The following is a 20024-nucleotide window of genomic DNA, read 5'->3' on the forward strand; positions in this document are numbered from 1 at the left end:
TTAGCTCTTATTTCACTTCTATTAAAAACTTTTATCCGTACACTCTCCCTTCTTCATACGGTTAATATTTTGTAACGAAAAAATGCCTCGTAACCATACACATGGATTTACTTTGATTGAGCTTATTACGGTTATCGTTTTGATCTCAATTGTTTCTCTTAGTGCTAACAGCTATTTCTCTGGAATTAGTAGTGTTTCTGCACAAACGTTGAAAACAGAATTACTCCACTCTCTGCGTTTAACGCAAATTCGAGCAATGAATCGAAATGGCTATTGCAACCGTTGGTTGGTTGACGCTCACAGAGCACAGCAGATCAGTCTCGATCAATTATCAGGCCATTGTTCAACCGCGTTTCCTAATACCCAAAAGAATGATGAATATCTTGAAAACCAAGACGTCACTTATGTCGCTGCGTTATCAAACTATGATGCCGAATTTGCATTGCAAGTGGACTCAAACTTCATCACGTTAACATCTCCTCATGCTTTAGATTTTGATTCAATGGGAAGAGTGCGCCAGTGCCAAGATAATCGATGCAAAATTTTCATTTATGGTAAATCAACTCAGCAGATATGCATTGAAACAGAAGGCTATATTCATGCGTGCTAATCAGCAAACAGGCTTCAGTTTACTCTCTATTATTCTCTCGATTATTCTCATTAGTTTTGCCCTAATGACATTGACCATTCTTCTTTTTCCTCGCGCTGAAGACAGTGTAAAACTCATTCATTCAACCAAAGCCTCTGAATTAGGTGCCGCGGTAATGGATGAAATCATTGGGCGTAAATACGATGAAAACAGTGGCCCTAATGGTGGGATCCCTGAGTGCAACAGCCAATCAGGCAAGATTTGCTCCCTCGCGAAAACAAAAGTCATTAATGGCATACCTCAATGTGACGATAGCTTAGGTAAAACCTGCTTAGGACCAGACCCCGACGAAATCATTAATGGTGTCCCTGATCGAGCCTTATTTAATGATGTTGATGACTTTGATGGCTTATCTGGCAGTGTTAAAAATGTCTTAGGTGATGATTTAGGCGATATTTACCCTAATTTCTCCATTTCAATTTCTGTGTTTTATGACGCAAATTTAGATGCTATCCCCGATAAGGTCAGTGGAAACAGTAAACGTATCGTGGTTGATGTGATTGATCCAAGCGGCCAACATTATTTGTTCTCCGTCATTAGAGGGAATTTCTAATGCGTCGTATATCGAATGGCTTCACGCTGATTGAAATGATCATCTCAATCGTATTGCTTGCGGTCGTTGGCCTCTCTCTAGGCGCCATCATCCAACAAAGCATGACCATGTATGCAAGCACAACCGATCGCGAAGAATTACTGCTTCAAGGACGCTTTGTGACTGAACGCATGCACAAAGAAATCCGTGACGCGGTGCCAAACAGCTTACAAGTCAACATGGCCACCACATGCATTGAATGGCTTCCCGTTATCAATACCGCGGTTTATGAAGATTTACCATTGGCTCCAATGCATTCAGATAGCTTGCGATTACTGCCAGAACGAACCTTAAATCCAGGGGATCACCTCGTTGTGATGCCAATATCGGCAACAGAGTTATTAGCACCACCCACATCGTCAGACAAAAACCGAGTGGCTGAAGTCGCACAAAATATTCCTTTTATCGCAGGTGATGGCGCAAGAATGGTAAACGTGCCCTTAACTCAAGAAACCACCTTTCAAGCCAATTCACCAGCGCATCGCTTATATGTCTATCGAACGCCTCTTGCTTATTGCTTAGAAGGGAATCAACTGTATCGATATTCCGATTATCCATTATCTCGTACGTCCCTTTCTCCCGCGGCATTAGTCAATGGAAAGCGTCAATTAATGGCGGAAAATATAAAGAGTGCTGATTTTGACGTTCTACATCCCTCGCTAGTGCGCAATGGATTAGTGAAACTGCAATTTATCTTTAGTGATAATAATGAAGAGGTGAGATTGGACCATGATGTTCTTATCTTCAACACGCCCTAGCCGCTCGCAAGGTTCTGCTTTAATTCTTACGGTTTTCATTCTTGTGGTTGTGGCTTTTCTTGCCTTGATGATGATGAAAAATCAATTAAAAGTAAGTACTCATACCGTAACGGCCGTGATGGGAACACGGACAAATATGGCAGCGCAATCTGCAATACAAATGGACATTAGTGCATTTTATATGTCAAACGCAGGCAGCTGTTTTACGGCTCAAAAAGCCCCTGTTACCTATAATTTTAAAGGCGACGGGTTATCCCAATGCAGAGCAACCGTTACGTGTTCAACCAATGGCACGTTAGATTCAGGGATTGTTGTTCATCAACTCGAAAGCACTGCTCAATGTAAATTTGGCTCTACCACCTTACAGCGTATTATTGAAGTAGGTATTCGCGATGCAAATTAATTTATCCTCAAAATTTTCTCTTGTTTCACTGGCTTTTGGTTTATGTATGATGTCTTTGACAGTACAAGCCTTTCAAAATATTGATCGTGATACTTATTTTCCGGGGATTGCTCAAGGGCACAGAAGTTATTATGAAAATTGTCCAGGATCCCAATTAGAGCTCAATGGGGCTGTCAAAATTAATGAGACTCAAGGCAATCGCTTACATTTTTGTTCAAGCAACAAAGGGGCGGGCTTACCTAATGATAGTTGTGATGACGGTGCTGGTGGTTATCAAGCTTGTGAAATTACAGGCTACAACGTGCCTTCTTTAGCGCTAGGCACGTTTCAAATAGAACCAATCAATAGAAACAAAGTATGTAATTCAGGAAGCAAAGAATATAAAGCAAAAAAATACAACCATGTCGAAATCCGTAACACTTGCCAAGCACGCCTTAGCAATCCAAATAAAGTAATCTACATAACGAAATTAGATCTTGAAGATGATGCAAAGCTCACGCTCACCTCTGGGGATTATTGGGTTCAACAAATCTCAACAAGTGGCGATGCTCATATCAGCATTTCTGGCGACGTTCGTTTATTTGTTCATGATAATTTACTTCTCAATAACGATACAAAAATCACCCTTGAACAAGATGCGTCGTTCACCATTGTTGGCTTTAATAACATACAATTAAATGATAATTCATCCTTAGAAGGAGACGTGTATGCAAATCACCTTCTTTCACTCAATAATAACAGTTCAATTCTCGGCCGTGTAACGAGCAAAAAATTGTTCATGGAAGGATCGAGTCGAATTAATAACGCCACAATACCGCCAGACCCAACGCCACACCCTGTTTTATCTCTTCGTTTAGATGAAGATTATTGGAATGGAACTTATGGTGAAGTCATCGACAGTTCTGGAAATGGGTTTAACGGTACGACTAAAAATTCACCACAACCGAAAAAAGACAACCCCGCTCTTCCTGTTGATTTCAACAAGCTAGGAACCTGTGGCTACGGTGACTTTAACCATAACCAAGCGCAATACATTGAAGTCCCTCACAACAGTAAACTCTCTAATGAAGATGTCATCACGGTCAGTGCATGGATAAACCCAAGATCATACCCACGAAATGATCTTTACACCATTGTATCTAAAAATGGCAATTACGAATTTCACCTCAATGCTCGTGGACAAGTCAATTGGTACTGGGAATTAAAAAACACCAACTACACAATGAACCTGACGACTAGAGAAAGTATTCCAAAAAATCAGTGGTCTCATGTCGCTATTCGTTACAATGCTCACAGTCGAGACAAAGCCACTATTTTCATTAACGGACAAGAGAAAGGTGCCATTGTTGAAAATGTATCACCATTAAAGCACTTAAAAGAAAATACTCAGCCTGTTCAAATTGGTAATGACTACGATTTATCCCGTACTTTTGATGGCTTGATCGATGAAGTAAATGTCTTTGACCAAGCGCTTAGTAACCAACAAATAGTGCAACTGTACGAGCAAAGACACCCTTGCCCTGACAATGTACTGCCCACCTGTTATGAAGACAATTTTAATAACGGCAACTTAAACACAAACTGGATAACGAGCGCCAGTAGCGGTAACTTTATCCCAAGAATCATTAATGGGCGCTTGCAACTAACACAAGCGGTAAGAGCACAATCCACCGCATCGTCTTACCAATACCTTTACCCTGCGCTTGGCAACAAGATTGAGGTCGAATTTGATTACATGGCGTATGGCCACAGTAATGGTGCCGATGGTCTTGCTATCGTATTCTCTGACGCTAACATCACTCCACAAGCGGGGGCGTTTGGTGGTCCTTTAGGCTACGGATTTAAAAATAACTCAGAAGCCGTAAAACCTGGTTTCACGGGAGGTTGGCTCGGTATTGGTCTCGATGAATACGGTAACTATTCTAAAGAAGGCGGGTCAAGAAACCATAACTCGAATTCGACCTCTCAATCTGTGGTACTTCGTGGATCTGGTCAAAATTACTCAGGCTATAACTACATTAGCGGTAATCGAGTCAGTCCGGACATCGACAATAATAACGGCAACAGTCAAACACACCGTTACCGTATTACTATCGATTCAAGAAATAATAATACGGCCAATGTCACCGTGGAACGAAGTGTTCAATGGAAAGGAGATAGCCCTCGATTTAGTACCATCATTGGTCCAATTAACGTATTAAGTAATCAATATAACCAAGCCGCAATTCCTGAAAACTTCATCATGTCACTGACTGGCTCGACAGGTAAGTTATACAATACGCATGAGATCGATAATTTTAAAGTCTGTGCCTTATATTCCAAACCAATGGGACAACAAATTGATCACTTTGAATTTAACCATCCCGGTCAAGGCTCAACCTGTGATGTGTCAGATGTCACTTTACGAGCATGCGCCGACGCCTCATGTTCGACTTTATTTACCGACGAGGTAGACGTCACGTTAAACACTTCAAATTTAGGGGGTGACGGTTACTGGTTAAATGGCAATAACATCACCATGCGTAACGGGGTTGCTAATTTATCTATAGGAAAACAAACCCAAGGTAATGTAACCCTTGGAGTGGTGAGCTCTGAGCCATCAACCAAACCATTCAGTCAAACCCTGTGCAGCATTAATGGCCAATCACTCAGTGAGAACAATTGTTCGTTGTCATTCAAACCTGAAGGACTAACGGTGATCGTGCCAGATAAGCAAGCGAACAAGCCCGTAATAGCGACAATCAAGGGTTGTGGTAGCAGCTTCTATGGCGCCAAAAACCTCCAAGTATGGTCTGATTACATCAATCCAACAGCGGCGCATATTATTGGCTCACCAAAGGTGTCTGCCGTCTCGAATAATGCATGGAAAACCATCAGTACCACAGAATCCTCAGCAACGGCAGTGACCTTAAATTTCATTAACAATGAAGCTCGTTTGCCTTTGAATTATTCGGATGCAGGACAATTGCAATTAAACGTAAAGCACACCTTACCTCAACAACAAACAATCAAAGGCAGCGATGCTTTTGTAAGCTTCCCCGTTGGATTGAGTGCGTACGTTTCGAATGCCAACAACTCAACCGCCAACAGTACTTGTTTGTCTGAAAATATTACTTGTCGCGTGTTCGCTCATGCGGCGGAAGAATTTAACTTAAACGTGACAGCTCGCGCATGGGAATCGGATACTGACACCAACATTTCAAACAATCTAAGCACCCCAAATTATGCTCAGAGTATGTTGTTATTGGATCACACCTTAATTGCTCCTTCAGCACTTTCTGGTGGAAATCTCGGGAATCTGCTCACGAATGTTTATGATCATATTGCCTCAAACGGCAGTATTAATCGCATTAAAGAAAGCATCAGTGAAGTGGGTGTGTTTGATATTACCGTTACGCCACCAGAGGGTTACCTTGGCAGTAACGCTTTTACAATAAAACCCGCCTCAACAGGGTCAATTGGTCGATTTACGCCAGCCTATTTTTCAATGTTTGCCGAACAACCTAGCATTACGGATACCTGTAAAACCTATACCTACATGGGGCAAACTTTTATGTTTGATGATCTCCCTACGCTTGAGTTAACGCCGTTATCTCAAACTGGCGGTCAACTACAGAACTACAGCATTGACACATGGTGGCGATACCACAATAACTGGGATTTACGAACTTATGTCGCAGCACCATCAGGCATTGAAGTGATTGATAGCGATAGCCCTTCTATTCTTGGTATTCAAGCCGGTATGGCCAAACCCGGAAAAATAGTTAAGCTTTATAAGCAAAATAAAATGCAGCTACAAGAGGCAGAATTGCGCTATAACAAGCCGTTTTCACCGCATTCACCAACGTTAGACAGCATTACCTTAGCGTTAACCGCTGAGGATCTAAAAGACTCAGATGATATCTGCTATAAACTGAATGCCGCAGGAAATTGCCTAGATTACACGTTCCCAGCAACCTCATCTCATCACCAAGAATGGGGACGCATTACCATGGAAGATTCTTATGGTTCAGATCTCACCCCGCTTGAATCAAGGATCAGAACTGAGTCTTATGTGGGAGGACGATTTGAACAAAATACAGACACCTGTACCGTGCTTGATTTATCTAACTTCACTTTTGATGTCGGCACTAACCCTGCAGCATTACCTGTAGGAAAAGGCACGACTTCGGCAAGTTTGAGTGATACAGATGTCACTAATGGAGTCACAAGCATGACCTTTTCTGCCCCTGGTAATGGCAATCAAGGACAAATAATACCGACCTTGTCGCTATTGACCCTACCTTGGTTGCAGCAAGATGCCGATCAAAACGATTCTTTTGAAAGCACCATCAAAGCACTTATTCATTTTGGTATTTACCGAGGAAGTGATCGTATTATATGGAGCCGTGAACAACTTAATTAAGTGCTACTATACGTATGTTTGTTTAACGGCATAAACACCACATAATAATGAAGGAATGATCATGAAGAACGAATCCACTTACCCAATTGGAACACCCGGTACCGCTTGGAATGACGCAGAAAAAGCCGAGTGGCTTGCGACCATGACAGTAAAGCGTTCTTATCAAGAAGAAGTGGCAACAAAAATTAACGCGCTTTCTGACCGTTTTGACGTCTCTCAATACGGAGCATTATCTTATGATGAAGCACGCTTCCCACTTCTTTGCATTAAAACCCGCCAATGGGATAGCTCAAAACCAACCATCCTAATTACAGGTGGTGTACACGGTTATGAAACATCAGGGGTGCATGGTGCATTGCAATTTGTCGATACCAAAGCCGAGCACTATTCTCACTGGTTTAATGTATTAGTGGCCCCTTGTGTTAGCCCATGGGGTTATGAAGTGATTAACCGTTGGAACCCAACCGCAACGGACCCAAACCGTTCATTTTATGACAACAGCCCAGCGGAAGAATCGGCAGCCGTCATGGCGCTCGTTCAACGTATGGGTGGCAATATTTTTGCTCACATTGATCTTCACGAAACCACAGACAGTGATGAAACCGAGTTTCGCCCAGCGTTATCGGCTCGTGATGGTTTAGAGTACATTGAAGGATCCATTCCTGATGGCTTCTACACCGTAGGTGATACCGACAAGCCGTCTCCTGACTTTCAAAAAGCGATCATTGACTCAGTACGCACCGTAACGCACATTGCCCCACCTGATGAAAATAACCAAATCATCGGATCAGATGTCGTTCAAAACGGTGTGATTAATTACCCAACCAAAAAATTGGGGTTATGCGCAGGCTTAACAAATGCTGACTTTGTATCAACAACCGAAGTGTACCCAGACAGCGATAAAGTAACAGACCAAGAATGCAATGATGCTCAAGTCGCCGCGATTGTTGGCGGTTTAGACTATTTATTAGCCTTACAATAATAATTTCGTTCTAACATTAATAAAAATAATGAGTCCTTCTCAAAATTCAACTTTTGAAGGATTCATCTATTACCCCTTCTTTTATTGTGCGTACTTTGCACGCTCACGACATAAAATAAACACATAGCCCGCTTTATAAAATATAACCCCAAACAAAACCCAGTTTACAAGAGTTTCCGCACTGCATTTTTAAGAACAGCGTACTTTGTTACATAATTTTAATGGTAAAATAAAAAGAAGAATCATCTTAAAGAGAATACTTATGTGGAATAAACTAAATAAATCCATGATGTTTTGCCAAATGATGTTTGGCTTATCATTTTATGGCGTAATGGTCATTTTAACGCGCTTCTTTCTTGAAGAGTTAAATTACAGTGAAGCCGATACCATGATGGTTGTGGGCGCGTTTTCTTCTATCGGTCCATTGTTTGCTATTGCTGGTGGCTTTATTGCTGATAAATTTTTAGGGGCTTACCGTTCATTAACGATCAGTTACCTTGGCTTTTCTGTTGGCTACCTTTTGCTTGTTCTTGGATCTTACACTACGAATGTACCAATGGCATTATGCGGCATCGCACTTGCCAGCTACGCTCGTGGACTCATGTCACCATCATATCCTAGTCTTTACCGACGTACTTTTGATACTCAAGAGCACTTTGAAAACTGCTACCCAGTAAACTATTCAGTAAACAACGTTGGCGCACTATTAGGGCAATATCTATTCCCAATGTTTGTTTTAGTTCTTGGCTTCCATGGAAGCTTCTTGTTATCTGCAATTTTGGCTTTCTTTGCCCTAGCAACCTTAGTGATTTTCCGTAAATCATTATTAACCGTTGGCGCTGAGATTGATCAAAAACCAGTAAGCACAAAAAACTGGATTGCCTTTCTAGTCACTTCGGCAGCAATGATTGCCTTGGTTTTCTTCATGTTCTCAAACATGGATATTGGCCAGAATATCGTTTATGCCATTGGTCTAGCAGCCATTGGTTATTTCATTGCATTAATGATGAAATCTGAAAAATCAGACGCATTAAAAATGGGCACAATTTTGATCATGACCGTATTAACAACGGCTTTCTTTGTGTACTACGGTCAAATGATGACATCAATGACCATGGTAACGATCAATACCATGCGTGGTGATCTGTTCAACTTAATCCCAATTGCACCAGAAGCGTCAATGGCAATGAATCCACTATGGTGTATTGTTGCTGGTCCTGTGATTGCAATGCTTTTTTCTTCACTTGAGAAACGTAACATTCATTTTTCAACCGCAACCAAGATTGGTTTTGCCTTTATTCTCACCGCCATTGCGTTTGGTATTTTAACCATGGCAGTAATGGGCGTGGGTGAAGATGCTATTATCCGTCCAGAAATTTTCTTAGTCATTCACTTCTTCCAAGCGTTTGCAGAAGTTATCGTGGGTAGCTTAGTGGTTGCGTTTATCTTATCTGTTGCGCCAAAACACATTGAAAACTTCTCAGTAAGTTTGTTTTCAGTAGCGATTGCGCTAAGTGGTATTGTTGGTGCGGTATTCTCAACGTCTATCGCTCAAGAAAAAGGGCAAGTGATCACTCAAGAGTTTATCCAAACTGTCTACGGTAATTACTTCCAACTGCTGACAATTCTTGCGGTTGTTATGGTCGCCGTTGCCTTTATTGCTTCATTCATCATTCGTAAAATGCTTGAAAGCAGCAAACAAGCAGAAGCGGCATTATCAGAATCTAATGCGTAACCATTAAAACAATAAAAAGCCCTATCGTCATCACGGCGATAGGGCTTTTTTATTCTAATAAACAGTCAAAAATTAAGACGAGACAAGTCGAACACTCCAAACTTTTAACATCTTTTCTAGCTCTTTTGCTTTATAGGGCTTATGCAAAATATCGTCCATTCCGGCCTCTATACAACTTGCCATTTCAGTTGACGTTGTTCCTGCTGTCAGAGCAATGATGGGCTTTGTGTAGCCTTGTTCGCGTAATCGTCTTGTCGTTTCAAACCCGTCCATCACTGGCATTCGACAATCCATTAAAATCACATCAACCACTTCATTCTCTAAAAAAGCTAAGGCTTGTTGCCCATCGTTCGCAAAGTAAGGATGTATATCTAGTTTAGTCAGCATCATACTTAAGATCACTTGATTCATCTTAATGTCTTCAACCGCAAGTACCGACAAGCCTCCAATAGAATGGCTGATATCAAACGCTTCCTGCTCTTTGACTTCCGTTTCATACGTAGGAATTAATGGGATCTCAACAGAAAAAACGGAGCCTTTCCCTAATTCACTTTCAAGCGTTAATGTTCCTTCCATCTTATCAATTAAGGATTTACAAATAGACAATCCAAGACCTGTTCCTTCAAATTGTCGTTGACTGGAATTATCGACTTGAGTAAAGGGATCAAATAACGTGGATTGCTTATCTAATGGAATACCGCAACCACTGTCAGACACCGTAAAACATAAGGCATTGTCTTTCCAAGAAGCAGAAAATCGGATCTCACCTTCTTTTGTAAACTTAATTGCGTTCCCAATAAGGTTCACCAATATTTGTTGGATACGGTCAATATCTCCAGATAATCCATCCGGTAAGGTATTCTCAACATCAACCACAAACTCTAATCTTTTTTCTTCAATTTGATGTAAGAACATTTGCTCAATCGTCTGAATCAATATTTGAGGTGAAAACTGGGTAATACTTAATTGAAACATACCTGCATTCATTTTACTGAAGTCGAGTAAATCATTAATGATCACTCTAAGCATTTCACCCGCTTGATGAATCGTCATTAAAAGTGTTTGTTGATACTGAGTAATATTCGTGTCTTCCATCAACTCAGCCGAGCCTAGCAGACCATTAAGCGGAGTTCTTAGCTCGTGATTTATCATCGCAACAAAATCACGGGTCGCTTGCTCTGAGTTCTCAGCTCTCTGCTTTTCTTTTATTGTGTTTTCAAGTAACTGCTGACGCACAAACGCGGCACTTAACATCTCTGAAAATAAACAAAACTGCTTTTCAATGGTTTGATGCCACGTTTTGCTTGGCGGAGTGTTAAACGTAAACTGCAACGCCCCACAGCGTTCATCATTTTGGTGTAAATAAACTAAGATATGAACCGTATCTTCACTCCAATTAAACTCGGAAGTTGAGTGTGGAAGATCGTGATACTCACCTACCTCACCGGCATTTAAAACAGATTGAACATTGTCACTTAACGTTGGTGCGACCGTTAATCGCAAAGAGGCAATCCCCTCAATGCTAACTAAATCATCCAATAAACGTTGCAGTAATGTGCTCGATGGCGCTTCTTGTAAAAACGCTTGATTGTAATCAAGAAGAATCGCATCGAGGTATCCTTTGAATTGAAGCAAAGCCACGTCTTTCTCTGCCTTTTCTTGCACAATTAACAGCGTTTCTTCAACTAACTGTTTCGCAATAAAAAGCTCATGACTCTTTTGTTCAAGCAAGCCTTCCGCGGCCTTACGAGACGCTTTTTCTCGTTGGATTTTCCGATTTAATAATTCAATCATTTTATCGTTATCCATAATTACCTCTTAAACATTACTGCTTTTTTAAGGTAAAACGAACTTGAGATCCGTCTTCTTGAATTGGTATCATTTGTATATCAATTTTTTCATTGAAGAACTCTGCACACCCTTGAATTAAACCAAAACAAACATGAGAGAAGCAGCGAGCAGAAATGTAGTCCATCACCATTTCAGATTCAGTACTAGAGATAAAGGTAAATTGAGGGGGGTTTGCATCAGAGTAAAGTTTCTTAACTTCTACATGAATGTAGTTTTCTACTTGTTTAATAAATTCAAACGTCGATGACGATTTGCCTTTTAAACCAGGCATACTGTCAAACAAGGTTAAAAATACCGACTTACCATACACTTCTTGTAAATCTTCAATGCTAATGCCCGTCAATTTACTCAATGAAATAATCAATTTAACTAAGTCTTTATGATCATAGGTTCCAACCGAAGTGTAAGCCCCTTCATCATTATTTTGATCAAGCATTTCTTGGCAGATTTCTAAACCAAACGTGTCTTCTACTAACTCTAAAAATTCTGAAAATATAATTCCTTTCATGTCACATCCTTTTTATTGCCTTGATACTATTTTATTTTCTTATTCTAAGCTTAGATAAAAATAGAGTAAGAAGGTAACCATAAGGGTGTATTTATTCTGTTTTTTTCATTTACTAGACATAAAACCAGTTATACATAATGAAAATGAAAGACAGTAATATTCCAAGTTATACTTTACACACTCACCCAACAGGCAAAGAAGGTATTATGTATCAAGAAATCATCAAATTTTGGTTTGAAGAACTAGAGCCTAAAGATTGGTTTGTCGGTAACGAACAACTCGATAAACAAATACAGCAGCGCTTTTTAGCATTACTACAACAAGCCTCTCACGCCGAACTGTTCTCTTGGCGAGCCGATCCTCTAGGACGTCTCGCTGAAATTATCGTTCTTGACCAATTTTCTCGTAATATTTATCGCAACACGCCTCAGGCTTTCTCTCAAGATCCGCTTGCTTTAGCCCTAGCCCAAGAAGCCATTTCGATTGGCGCAGACAAGATGTTATCAGAAGAGCAACGCAGCTTTCTTTATATGCCTTACATGCACAGTGAATCGAAAGTCATTCATGATGAAGCCGTCATTCTTTTTAAATCACTACATCGAGAAGGCAATTATGAGTTTGAGTTAAAACACAAAAAAATCATTGATCGCTTTGGCCGCTACCCTCACCGGAACACGATATTAGGTAGAAAAAGTACAGCAGAAGAAATTGAGTTTCTTTCAGAACCCGGCTCCAGTTTTTAATTGATTAAACACTCAACAGTTAATCTCTAAATCGTGTTAATCCTATCCTATTGACCCATTATCACTTGCTGTAGAATACTCAGTACCGTAAAGTAACAACTCAATAGCAACGGGGCACAATATGCGTGATCATGTTTATTCTCAAATCATGGGAATAGTCACCAGAATACAACATTATCCTGGTGTGAGCGGCTTAGAAAAAGCAAAACAAAAGATTAAGCTTATCTGCTTAGATCTCGCTTCACCGTGCCCACCAAGTATTACCTCTTTTTTAGAGGCATACACGCACGACAGACACGATGAAATAGACAAGGCTATTCACGCTTACACGGCGTGTTTAGCTTCATTAACTGACGATGAAATACTGCTTAGAGTCTACATTAATGCCATGTTGGCCTCACTTTATATTGATGCTGAACAATACGCTTCTGCGTACGATCTTTATAAAGAAGTCCTTGAAAATATACACCTACTTGACGATAACATTCGCTCATTGGTGTATTGCAATATCAGCGACATGTATCTTTGTTTAGAGCAATACACACAAGCCGTTAATTATGCCAAGCAAGGGATTTCTGCCTCTAACAACGCCAATCATCAACTCAACTTGGCTATTTGTTTACTCAATCTTGGTTATGCTTATGGACATTTACAACATTTTGATGATGCCATTGGGTTTATTCATCAAGCAAAAAACATTGCCAAAACACAAGAAAACAAACGTATTTTAGCGCTGTCTTATGGGTACTTAGCACAAATAATGGCAAAGCAAAAACACGCAGACCAAGATAAAATCATGACGTATTTTGAGCAATCTGAGCTGATTTACATCCATATTCACGACAAACATAATCGCTTAGAAAATAATATTTTCTTTGCTAAATACCTTGAAAGTATCAATCAAAACGAAAAAGCATTGGCGTTATGTCACAAGATACAATTACAAGTAAATTCAAATAATAACTATGGATTTTATAGCATTTTTACTGATACCTTAGAAAAATTACATCAAAAATCACAGCAATGGGATGCCTTAATTGCCACTCAACAACAGCATATTTTTGCTGCAGAAAAAGCATTAAGTCAGTTTAAAAAACACGAAAATAATGCCCTAATTAAAAATGTCGATCGGATTGAAGACAGTCAGAATCAACAGGTTTTAGCACACATGCAGGAACACATGGGGGCAATCACAGAGATTGGTCAATACATTGCTACGACAACCGATTTAAAGGGCTCACTGAATAACATACTAACCAAAATCAATACCATTCTACCCACCTTTGAATTTGGGATAGCGCTGTACGATAAAGAAAAAGACCTTCTAGATTATCGTTATTTTGTAGATACAAACAAACTGGTACCTCAGCTAACAATTGACTGTAAAAAATACAAAACGGTTGGCACGTACGTCATTAAGAATCGAACTACTGTCCATTTAAATACGGTAACGGACGACTCTTTAGCACCTTTTGTTGATCATGAGCAGCGTAAAGAAAAAGATTTAGTTAAGCGTGATAATAGCAGAGAGGTTCACTCTATTATTCTGACGCCTATTATCTTAAAAGATGATGTGCTTGGTTTATTGTCTGTTCAGCACCCATCAGCAAATCAATACCATCAACATCACCGTCATTTGATTGAACATTTAGCGAGTTTTATTGCGGTATCTCTTGAAAATCTAAAACAAAGAGAACGATTAGAAAAAGCCAATGAAACGCTGGATAAGCTATCAAGAACCGATCCTTTAACAGGGCTTTATAACCGTTATCAATTAGATAAGATAACTCCCTCATTGTGTAAAACGGCGTTAGACGAACAGAAACAAATCTCAGTCTTAATGTTGGACTTAGATGATTACAAGAAATACAACGATGTGCATGGACACTTAGAAGGGGATGACGCATTAAGAACGCTTAGCCACTTAATACAACACGCATTCCATCATCAGAATGATTATTTATTCCGCTACGGTGGTGATGAGTTTTTGATTATTTGTTTTGATCAATCCTCTGATCTCATTAAGGAAAAAATTGAAGTCTTACGTAATGAGCTGTATGCAAAGAACCTAAGTAATCCGGAATCACGATATTCTGATCGTTTAAGCTTATCAATTGGCGGAATTAATACCCAACTTCAGTATGGGTCAGAATTAAATGATGTAAATAAGCTTTTTCAAAAAGCGGACGAACAATTGTACGCAGTAAAAGAGGCAGGTAGAAACAGCTACTTACTCATATAAAAGAACAAAAAAATGGCCTTCTCTCTCATAAAGAAGGACATTTTTGATTAAACCATTATTATATTATTGATTACTTTCTGATTGTAAAACCTGATTAAATTGTTCGGTGCTTGGCATGCCATACAAGTTTTTATTGTAAGCAAGACTTCCCCACAAACCATACGCTTTCGCTAACTCTTGAACCCTTTGACTCACCTCTACTGGCGTCTGTTTTTTCGTCACAAAATCGTAATCATAAGCAACGGGGTCATTTTCAGGGGTTAACACCACCAAATTATCTCGCGTTAAATAACCAAAATTATTCGCAAACTGCATCATTGCTCGTTCATTATCACGAGCTAATGGTTTTGTTAAATCGTGTCCAATCATTGGAGACAATGCCGGAACCCCCATTAATGATAATAGCGTTGATGGCATATCCATATTGCTCGCTAAACGTTCATCTTCACGAGGTTTGATGTCTTTCCCTATAATTAGTGCCGGAATACGGAATCGGTCAACAGGGATTAGCTCAGACGCACTGACACGAGAATCATGATCCGCAATAATAAGAAACACCGTATTATCCCAATACTCTGATTTCTTCGCTTTTTCAAAGAACTTCCCTAACGCATAGTCTGAATATTGAACGGTATTGTTTCGTGTATTTTTCTTTTCGTCATATTGCTTAATACGACCATCTGGATACTCAAATGGGCTGTGATTACTTGACGTAAAAACAAGACTAAAGAACGGTTTTCCTTCTTTGTTAAGCTCGGTTAACTGCTTATCAGCCATCTTATACAAATCTTCATCCGACGCCCCCCAAGAGCCCTTAAACACAGGATTACTATAATCTTTCTCATCAACAATTCGTTGGAATCCGTTACCTAAGAAAAAGCTTTTCATGTTATCAAAATGGCTTTCACCACCATAAATAAATTGAGTCGTATACCCTTGTTGAGAAAGTAACCCAGCAATATTAAAGAAACCCGTTTGGCTTTTACTTAACTTAACAACAGCACGAGATGGTGTAGGAGGAAAGCCCGTTGTTACCGCTTCAATCCCCCGAACAGAGCGTGTTCCAGTGGCGTACATTTGGTTGAAACTCCACCCCTCGGTTAATAATTTATCAAGGTTTGGGGTTAATGGTAATCCTCCGAGTCCACCAACAAAGCGAGCCCCCAAGCTTTCTTGCAATAAAATAACCAAGTTCCGTTTAGGTCCTTTATAACTTGCAGGGTTGAAATTTAATGTGGTTGAATCATCGATATATTTCCCCGAAATACCTGAAGACTGTCTAACTAAATCAACAATTTCTTTATCCGACATTTTGCCATAATACGCTTTTGCATTTTTTTCAGAACTCATGTTCTTTATTGCAAAAATGACAGAATAAGAAGAGTTCAACACTAAGTCATTCATTAGCGGATCCGTTGAAAATGAAACCGCAGCGGGGTTTAAAGGTCGATGTCCTAACGATGAACGAGCCCCCATAACACTGACGACAATAACAAGAGCTGCAATTAAAGGGCGCCAATAAAAGGCTGGCATTCTATTATTTCTTACGGCATAACCACTTAATTTCCAACCAAAAAACAACGTCAAAAATGAACCGATAACACCAATAGCCAACTCTAATTTATAACCAGACCAAAGCATACTAAAGACTTCTTTTGGATAAATTAAATACTCAACAAATAATCGATTGGGTCTTAAGTCATATTCTTGAATAAAAGGAACCGTTGCCAACTCCATATAGACAAAAATCCATAATCCAGCAACAAGCCAAATACGCAATATAATTGTCCAGATCCGCCCAACGATACCCGTTGTTGGAAGCAAAGCCGATAACGCCGCTGGTAAAATAAATAACCAACATAAACTGGCAATATCAACACGTAACCCTTGCAAGAAAATAGGTCCCCATCCAGACGCATCAGAGACTCGCTCATGAAGCCAAACGGAAAGTCCTAACCGACTTAATGTTAAAATAACAATAATTGTCACACAAAATATTAATACTGGCTTTAAGCCACACAAACTTATTTTTCGCATAGTTACTTTATCCATAACCTTTTCATTGTAATTTAAACCCAATATTGTTGTATCGAATTAATAATATAAAAAAACACTCAACATAATTAGCAGCACCTAAACAATCTTAATCAACAGTATGCTATTGACACTTCTATTCAATAGATTGTATGGCATTAAATTTATCAATAAGTTCAATGCTATCATTACTTATATTAATTAATCGTGAGTGAACACAGAGTGAATTATCGAATAACAATTAATCAATTTTATGATTATATTTCATTGTTTTAATGATAATGAGCAAAAATCTATCACCAGCAGGAGGTATTACGACTTACCACCGTTTATTTTATGATGTTTCTATTCAGTCAATAATTCATACACTCAAAGAAAAGTAGATATCTTATAGATTTAATATATCCATTTTAAATTAAGCATAATGTACATATTAAAATAGTAATAATGCCTAGCCTTTCAGTGAATTTTTCATTTCGACTTTTGATATGATCATTATTTAAACAATATAATTATTTTGGAGAGCAACTATGTATCAAGAACAAGCCGAAGCCTTCTTGGCAAATCAACCACCTGAAGCATTAGCTACTGGTGAATTATTTGTAATAAAAAATACAATAAAAAGGTATGTCTCTGGGCCAAATAGAGCTCGGCTAATGAGGTTAGCAAACTCTGTGCTTGGGAATTTATGCACAAGAGCTAATGCCGGAAATATTGATAGGATTCGTGCATTATTTCAATCAATGGTACAAATGATAAAATCAGGAAATATTGGATTGTTTGAGAATGAAATTACTCGTTCAAAAACTGAATTTTAAAATAATAAACAAATTACTATTTCCACTCCCCGACTCTAATAAGAACAATAACGGTCATAAAAAATAAAGGCGATGCTGTTAAGCACCGCCTTTAGTTAGATTAAAAATCTAGAAGGTATACGTTGCACTCATGTACAGAGAGCTTAAGTTAAGAAAGTGATCTTCAGAAATTGTAGTATTAGAATAATGATAAGTTACTTCGTTCTCCATGAAGAATAAGTCGGCTTCATAACCCACTCTGAAACTAAGAACATTCAATCGAGGTGGGGTATATTCAACGCCTGCGCCATAATGAAATCCAACAAATTTATCTTTATTGAAAACCTTAACCGATTGATTAATATCAACCGACGATAAACCCGTTATACCAAAAACTCGTAAGCCATTACGAAACGTATAACCCACATTTGCCGCGATGGATAACGATTCTGGTGACCAACTGTATACCGTTTTATTCCCAGTCCCTAATAAAGGAGCTGCGAAGTTAATATCACCATATCTGGTGTATTGAGCTTCGATGGCAACCACTCTGTTGAACTGATAACCGGCAATAAACTTAAAGGTATTTCCATCCTCTTCACCTTCAAGTACATCATCACCCAATAAATCATCAAAATCATTTAGCGTGGTCGTCCCAACACCAACACCGGCATAAAACCGTCGAACGTCTTTAGCTTGAGAAAAAGTAGCAATAAATAACGTGCTTAAAATAACTAATGTGTTAATAAATTTCATATTATTAATAAAATCCAAATCAGCATATATTGTCAATTAAAGAAGGGGAAGATCCTCAATATAAATGACGAACAATGCGTAAATAATATACATAATGAGTAATCCAACGAGCTATCGAGTATTATATTTTTACCGCTAAAAATAATAACGAACCTAGATAAAACGGAGAATAAATAGACATCTTCGCTCTTTATATTAGATGTTAACGATCTAACTAAAGAATGACTCTTTCTTAGTTCTCAGGGAAGACGATTGCATTCTGATCAGAACGCGTTTGAATGTCTTTAACGGTATCAACAATCCACTCAAAAATACCAGGTCGAGTAAATCCTGCATAATAAGTAGCAACGTTCATTATTTGACTGTAAGTATCCGTCCCCGTACTCACAACACCGTAAATCTTACCTCCATAAATAAGCGGACCACCGCTGTCTCCTCTGAAGGTTGAGTATTTGGTTTCGACCGTACCAAACTCATTCATTGACCATCGCTTATCAGACGGATCAAGCGGTGGATTTTCTATTGCTATCGAGTGTGAGTTTTGCACATAAAATCCAAATTCAACCCATCTTTCATGCGATGCTTCACGCCAATTACAATTGACTACACTAGAGAACGGGTATTCCTGTGTAAAATATTCACGAGAAAAATACACAGAATCAGGGCAATAGCGCATGAATGCTTCTCTTACATAATCAGGTGTATTACTCTTTGCTACAACACGTGCGGGAACTGGCATTTGTTTTAAGTTTGATGTTGAATAACCAATTGGGTACACCTCTGCACCGAGTTTAATAGAGCCAGAAGCAACAGGTAACCAGGTGGCCTCATCAGGCATGCTTTCTAACTCTAGAATCGCAATATCATCAAATTTACTTCGATCATATTTCCCGTTAGGGCTATAAATATGCGTGGCAGTGTAGTCATTAACAACCTTAACTTTAATGCCATTATGTGCATAATCCTCCCCTCTTGAGTGCAATAAATACACATAACTGCCTATCGAGCTAACTGGCACACAATGCGCCGCAGTTAGCACGGTTCTCGGTGCTATTAGCGTTCCACTACAGTGAGCATCTTTTAAATACACTATATAAGGCGCATCACTCGCCTCAACATCATTCCCTTCAACAGCAAGAGATAATGGTGAATACATTCCCCCCAATAACGAGCATAAAGCAAGAGAAGATAATCTACTTTTTTTATTGTTCATAATTTTGTCCTTTAAATAAAAACCCTACACATTGTTAATGAGTACGATCAGTTTATTTTTATTGATTATTTCTTTTGATAATCATAATTATTTCGAATAGCAAGCGATAAAGTAATAACTCTAAATAAGATATGTTCTAATATAAAATGAGTATTTAGAGTAAATTAACGTTCTTATCCTTATATTAATCGAGTGATAAGTTCATACTCAGTGATAGTGAGTAAAACTTAGATTTAAGTAACATTGAATAAAAAATAATATAATTCATCTAAAAAGTGAATATATACTTATTATTAATATGGTATTTAGCAGTATAAAATCTCGATTATTTATATCTAACCAAATAACTAACGATT

15 protein-coding genes are annotated in these 20024 nt (G+C 38.9%); 10 read left to right on the top strand and 5 right to left on the bottom strand.

Features of this window, described 5'->3' with window-relative positions; translation table 11 throughout:
- The first annotated feature begins 82 nt into the window (after positions 1 to 82).
- The 7 genes from AACV33_RS05755 (at position 83) to AACV33_RS05785 (ending at position 9524) form a co-directional block, all read left to right on the top strand.
- Positions 83 to 610, top strand: a complete 528-nt coding sequence (locus AACV33_RS05755; RefSeq protein WP_182699170.1) for a pilus assembly FimT family protein — start codon at positions 83 to 85, stop codon at positions 608 to 610.
- The gene (locus AACV33_RS05760; RefSeq protein WP_182699171.1) at positions 600 to 1202 is read left to right on the top strand and encodes a type II secretion system protein; all 603 of its coding nucleotides are present in this window, start codon (positions 600 to 602) and stop codon (positions 1200 to 1202) included. The genes AACV33_RS05755 and AACV33_RS05760 overlap by 11 nt, the downstream gene beginning before the upstream one ends.
- A complete protein-coding gene (locus AACV33_RS05765; protein ID WP_182699172.1) occupies positions 1202 to 1999 on the top strand; it encodes a PulJ/GspJ family protein in 798 nt (265 codons plus the stop codon). The genes AACV33_RS05760 and AACV33_RS05765 overlap by 1 nt, the downstream gene beginning before the upstream one ends.
- Positions 1971 to 2402 carry a hypothetical protein gene (locus tag AACV33_RS05770; RefSeq protein ID WP_023602703.1) on the top strand — a complete coding sequence of 144 codons (432 nt, stop codon included), beginning with the start codon at positions 1971 to 1973 and terminating at the stop codon, positions 2400 to 2402. Before AACV33_RS05765 ends, AACV33_RS05770 begins: the two co-directional genes overlap by 29 nt.
- Positions 2392 to 6807, top strand: a complete 4416-nt coding sequence (locus AACV33_RS05775) for a DUF6701 domain-containing protein (protein ID WP_182699173.1) — start codon at positions 2392 to 2394, stop codon at positions 6805 to 6807. The genes AACV33_RS05770 and AACV33_RS05775 overlap by 11 nt, the downstream gene beginning before the upstream one ends.
- 61 nt (positions 6808 to 6868) lie before the next feature.
- A complete protein-coding gene (locus tag AACV33_RS05780) occupies positions 6869 to 7789 on the top strand; it encodes a M14 family metallopeptidase (RefSeq protein WP_182699174.1) in 921 nt (306 codons plus the stop codon).
- 262 nt (positions 7790 to 8051) lie between these two features.
- Positions 8052 to 9524: a peptide MFS transporter gene (locus AACV33_RS05785; protein WP_017022560.1), complete on the top strand. Its 1473-nt coding sequence runs from the start codon at positions 8052 to 8054 to the stop codon at positions 9522 to 9524.
- Between the two features lie 72 nt (positions 9525 to 9596).
- On the opposite strand, the gene AACV33_RS05790 is transcribed toward AACV33_RS05785, so the two are convergent.
- Both AACV33_RS05790 and AACV33_RS05795 read right to left on the bottom strand, forming a co-directional pair.
- Positions 9597 to 11333, bottom strand: a complete 1737-nt coding sequence (locus AACV33_RS05790) for an ATP-binding protein (RefSeq protein ID WP_182699175.1) — start codon at positions 11331 to 11333, stop codon at positions 9597 to 9599.
- 16 nt (positions 11334 to 11349) lie between these two features.
- The gene (locus AACV33_RS05795) at positions 11350 to 11883 is read right to left on the bottom strand and encodes a heme NO-binding domain-containing protein (protein WP_017022558.1); all 534 of its coding nucleotides are present in this window, start codon (positions 11881 to 11883) and stop codon (positions 11350 to 11352) included.
- 206 nt (positions 11884 to 12089) lie between these two features.
- Here AACV33_RS05795 and AACV33_RS05800 point away from each other — a divergent pair, with 206 nt between their 5' ends.
- A complete protein-coding gene (locus AACV33_RS05800; protein WP_182699219.1) occupies positions 12090 to 12626 on the top strand; it encodes a DUF924 family protein in 537 nt (178 codons plus the stop codon).
- A gap of 121 nt (positions 12627 to 12747) precedes the next feature.
- On the top strand, positions 12748 to 14868 hold the full coding sequence (locus tag AACV33_RS05805; RefSeq protein ID WP_182699176.1) for a sensor domain-containing diguanylate cyclase: 2121 nt from the start codon (positions 12748 to 12750) through the stop codon (positions 14866 to 14868).
- Positions 14869 to 14931: 63 nt separating this feature from the next.
- On the opposite strand, the gene AACV33_RS05810 is transcribed toward AACV33_RS05805, so the two are convergent.
- The gene (locus AACV33_RS05810) at positions 14932 to 16905 is read right to left on the bottom strand and encodes an LTA synthase family protein (RefSeq protein WP_182699220.1); all 1974 of its coding nucleotides are present in this window, start codon (positions 16903 to 16905) and stop codon (positions 14932 to 14934) included.
- A 527-nt stretch (positions 16906 to 17432) separates the two neighbouring features.
- Between AACV33_RS05810 and AACV33_RS05815 the strand changes: the two genes are divergently transcribed.
- Entirely contained in the window at positions 17433 to 17720 is a 288-nt protein-coding gene (locus AACV33_RS05815; protein ID WP_017022554.1) for a hypothetical protein, read from the top strand.
- A 108-nt stretch (positions 17721 to 17828) separates the two neighbouring features.
- On the opposite strand, the gene AACV33_RS05820 is transcribed toward AACV33_RS05815, so the two are convergent.
- Positions 17829 to 18455: a porin family protein gene (locus tag AACV33_RS05820; protein WP_023602710.1), complete on the bottom strand. Its 627-nt coding sequence runs from the start codon at positions 18453 to 18455 to the stop codon at positions 17829 to 17831.
- Between the two features lie 232 nt (positions 18456 to 18687).
- Complete coding sequence (locus AACV33_RS05825) at positions 18688 to 19668, bottom strand: trypsin-like serine protease (protein ID WP_182699177.1); 981 nt, start codon at positions 19666 to 19668, stop codon at positions 18688 to 18690.
- Between the last annotated feature and the right edge of the window lie 356 nt (positions 19669 to 20024).

It is taken from the genome of Aliivibrio sp. SR45-2 (assembly GCF_963890165.1).
Lineage (GTDB): Bacteria > Pseudomonadota > Gammaproteobacteria > Enterobacterales > Vibrionaceae > Aliivibrio > Aliivibrio salmonicida.

Coding starts and splice junctions, on each gene's coding strand:
- AACV33_RS05755 (WP_182699170.1), top strand. CDS start 83: ATGCCTCGTAACCATACACATGGATTTACTTTGATTGAGCTTATTACG.
- AACV33_RS05760 (WP_182699171.1), top strand. CDS start 600: ATGCGTGCTAATCAGCAAACAGGCTTCAGTTTACTCTCTATTATTCTC.
- AACV33_RS05765 (WP_182699172.1), top strand. CDS start 1,202: ATGCGTCGTATATCGAATGGCTTCACGCTGATTGAAATGATCATCTCA.
- AACV33_RS05770 (WP_023602703.1), top strand. CDS start 1,971: ATGATGTTCTTATCTTCAACACGCCCTAGCCGCTCGCAAGGTTCTGCT.
- AACV33_RS05775 (WP_182699173.1), top strand. CDS start 2,392: ATGCAAATTAATTTATCCTCAAAATTTTCTCTTGTTTCACTGGCTTTT.
- AACV33_RS05780 (WP_182699174.1), top strand. CDS start 6,869: ATGAAGAACGAATCCACTTACCCAATTGGAACACCCGGTACCGCTTGG.
- AACV33_RS05785 (WP_017022560.1), top strand. CDS start 8,052: ATGTGGAATAAACTAAATAAATCCATGATGTTTTGCCAAATGATGTTT.
- AACV33_RS05790 (WP_182699175.1), bottom strand. CDS start 11,333: ATGGATAACGATAAAATGATTGAATTATTAAATCGGAAAATCCAACGA.
- AACV33_RS05795 (WP_017022558.1), bottom strand. CDS start 11,883: ATGAAAGGAATTATATTTTCAGAATTTTTAGAGTTAGTAGAAGACACG.
- AACV33_RS05800 (WP_182699219.1), top strand. CDS start 12,090: ATGTATCAAGAAATCATCAAATTTTGGTTTGAAGAACTAGAGCCTAAA.
- AACV33_RS05805 (WP_182699176.1), top strand. CDS start 12,748: ATGCGTGATCATGTTTATTCTCAAATCATGGGAATAGTCACCAGAATA.
- AACV33_RS05810 (WP_182699220.1), bottom strand. CDS start 16,905: ATGCGAAAAATAAGTTTGTGTGGCTTAAAGCCAGTATTAATATTTTGT.
- AACV33_RS05815 (WP_017022554.1), top strand. CDS start 17,433: ATGTATCAAGAACAAGCCGAAGCCTTCTTGGCAAATCAACCACCTGAA.
- AACV33_RS05820 (WP_023602710.1), bottom strand. CDS start 18,455: ATGAAATTTATTAACACATTAGTTATTTTAAGCACGTTATTTATTGCT.
- AACV33_RS05825 (WP_182699177.1), bottom strand. CDS start 19,668: ATGAACAATAAAAAAAGTAGATTATCTTCTCTTGCTTTATGCTCGTTA.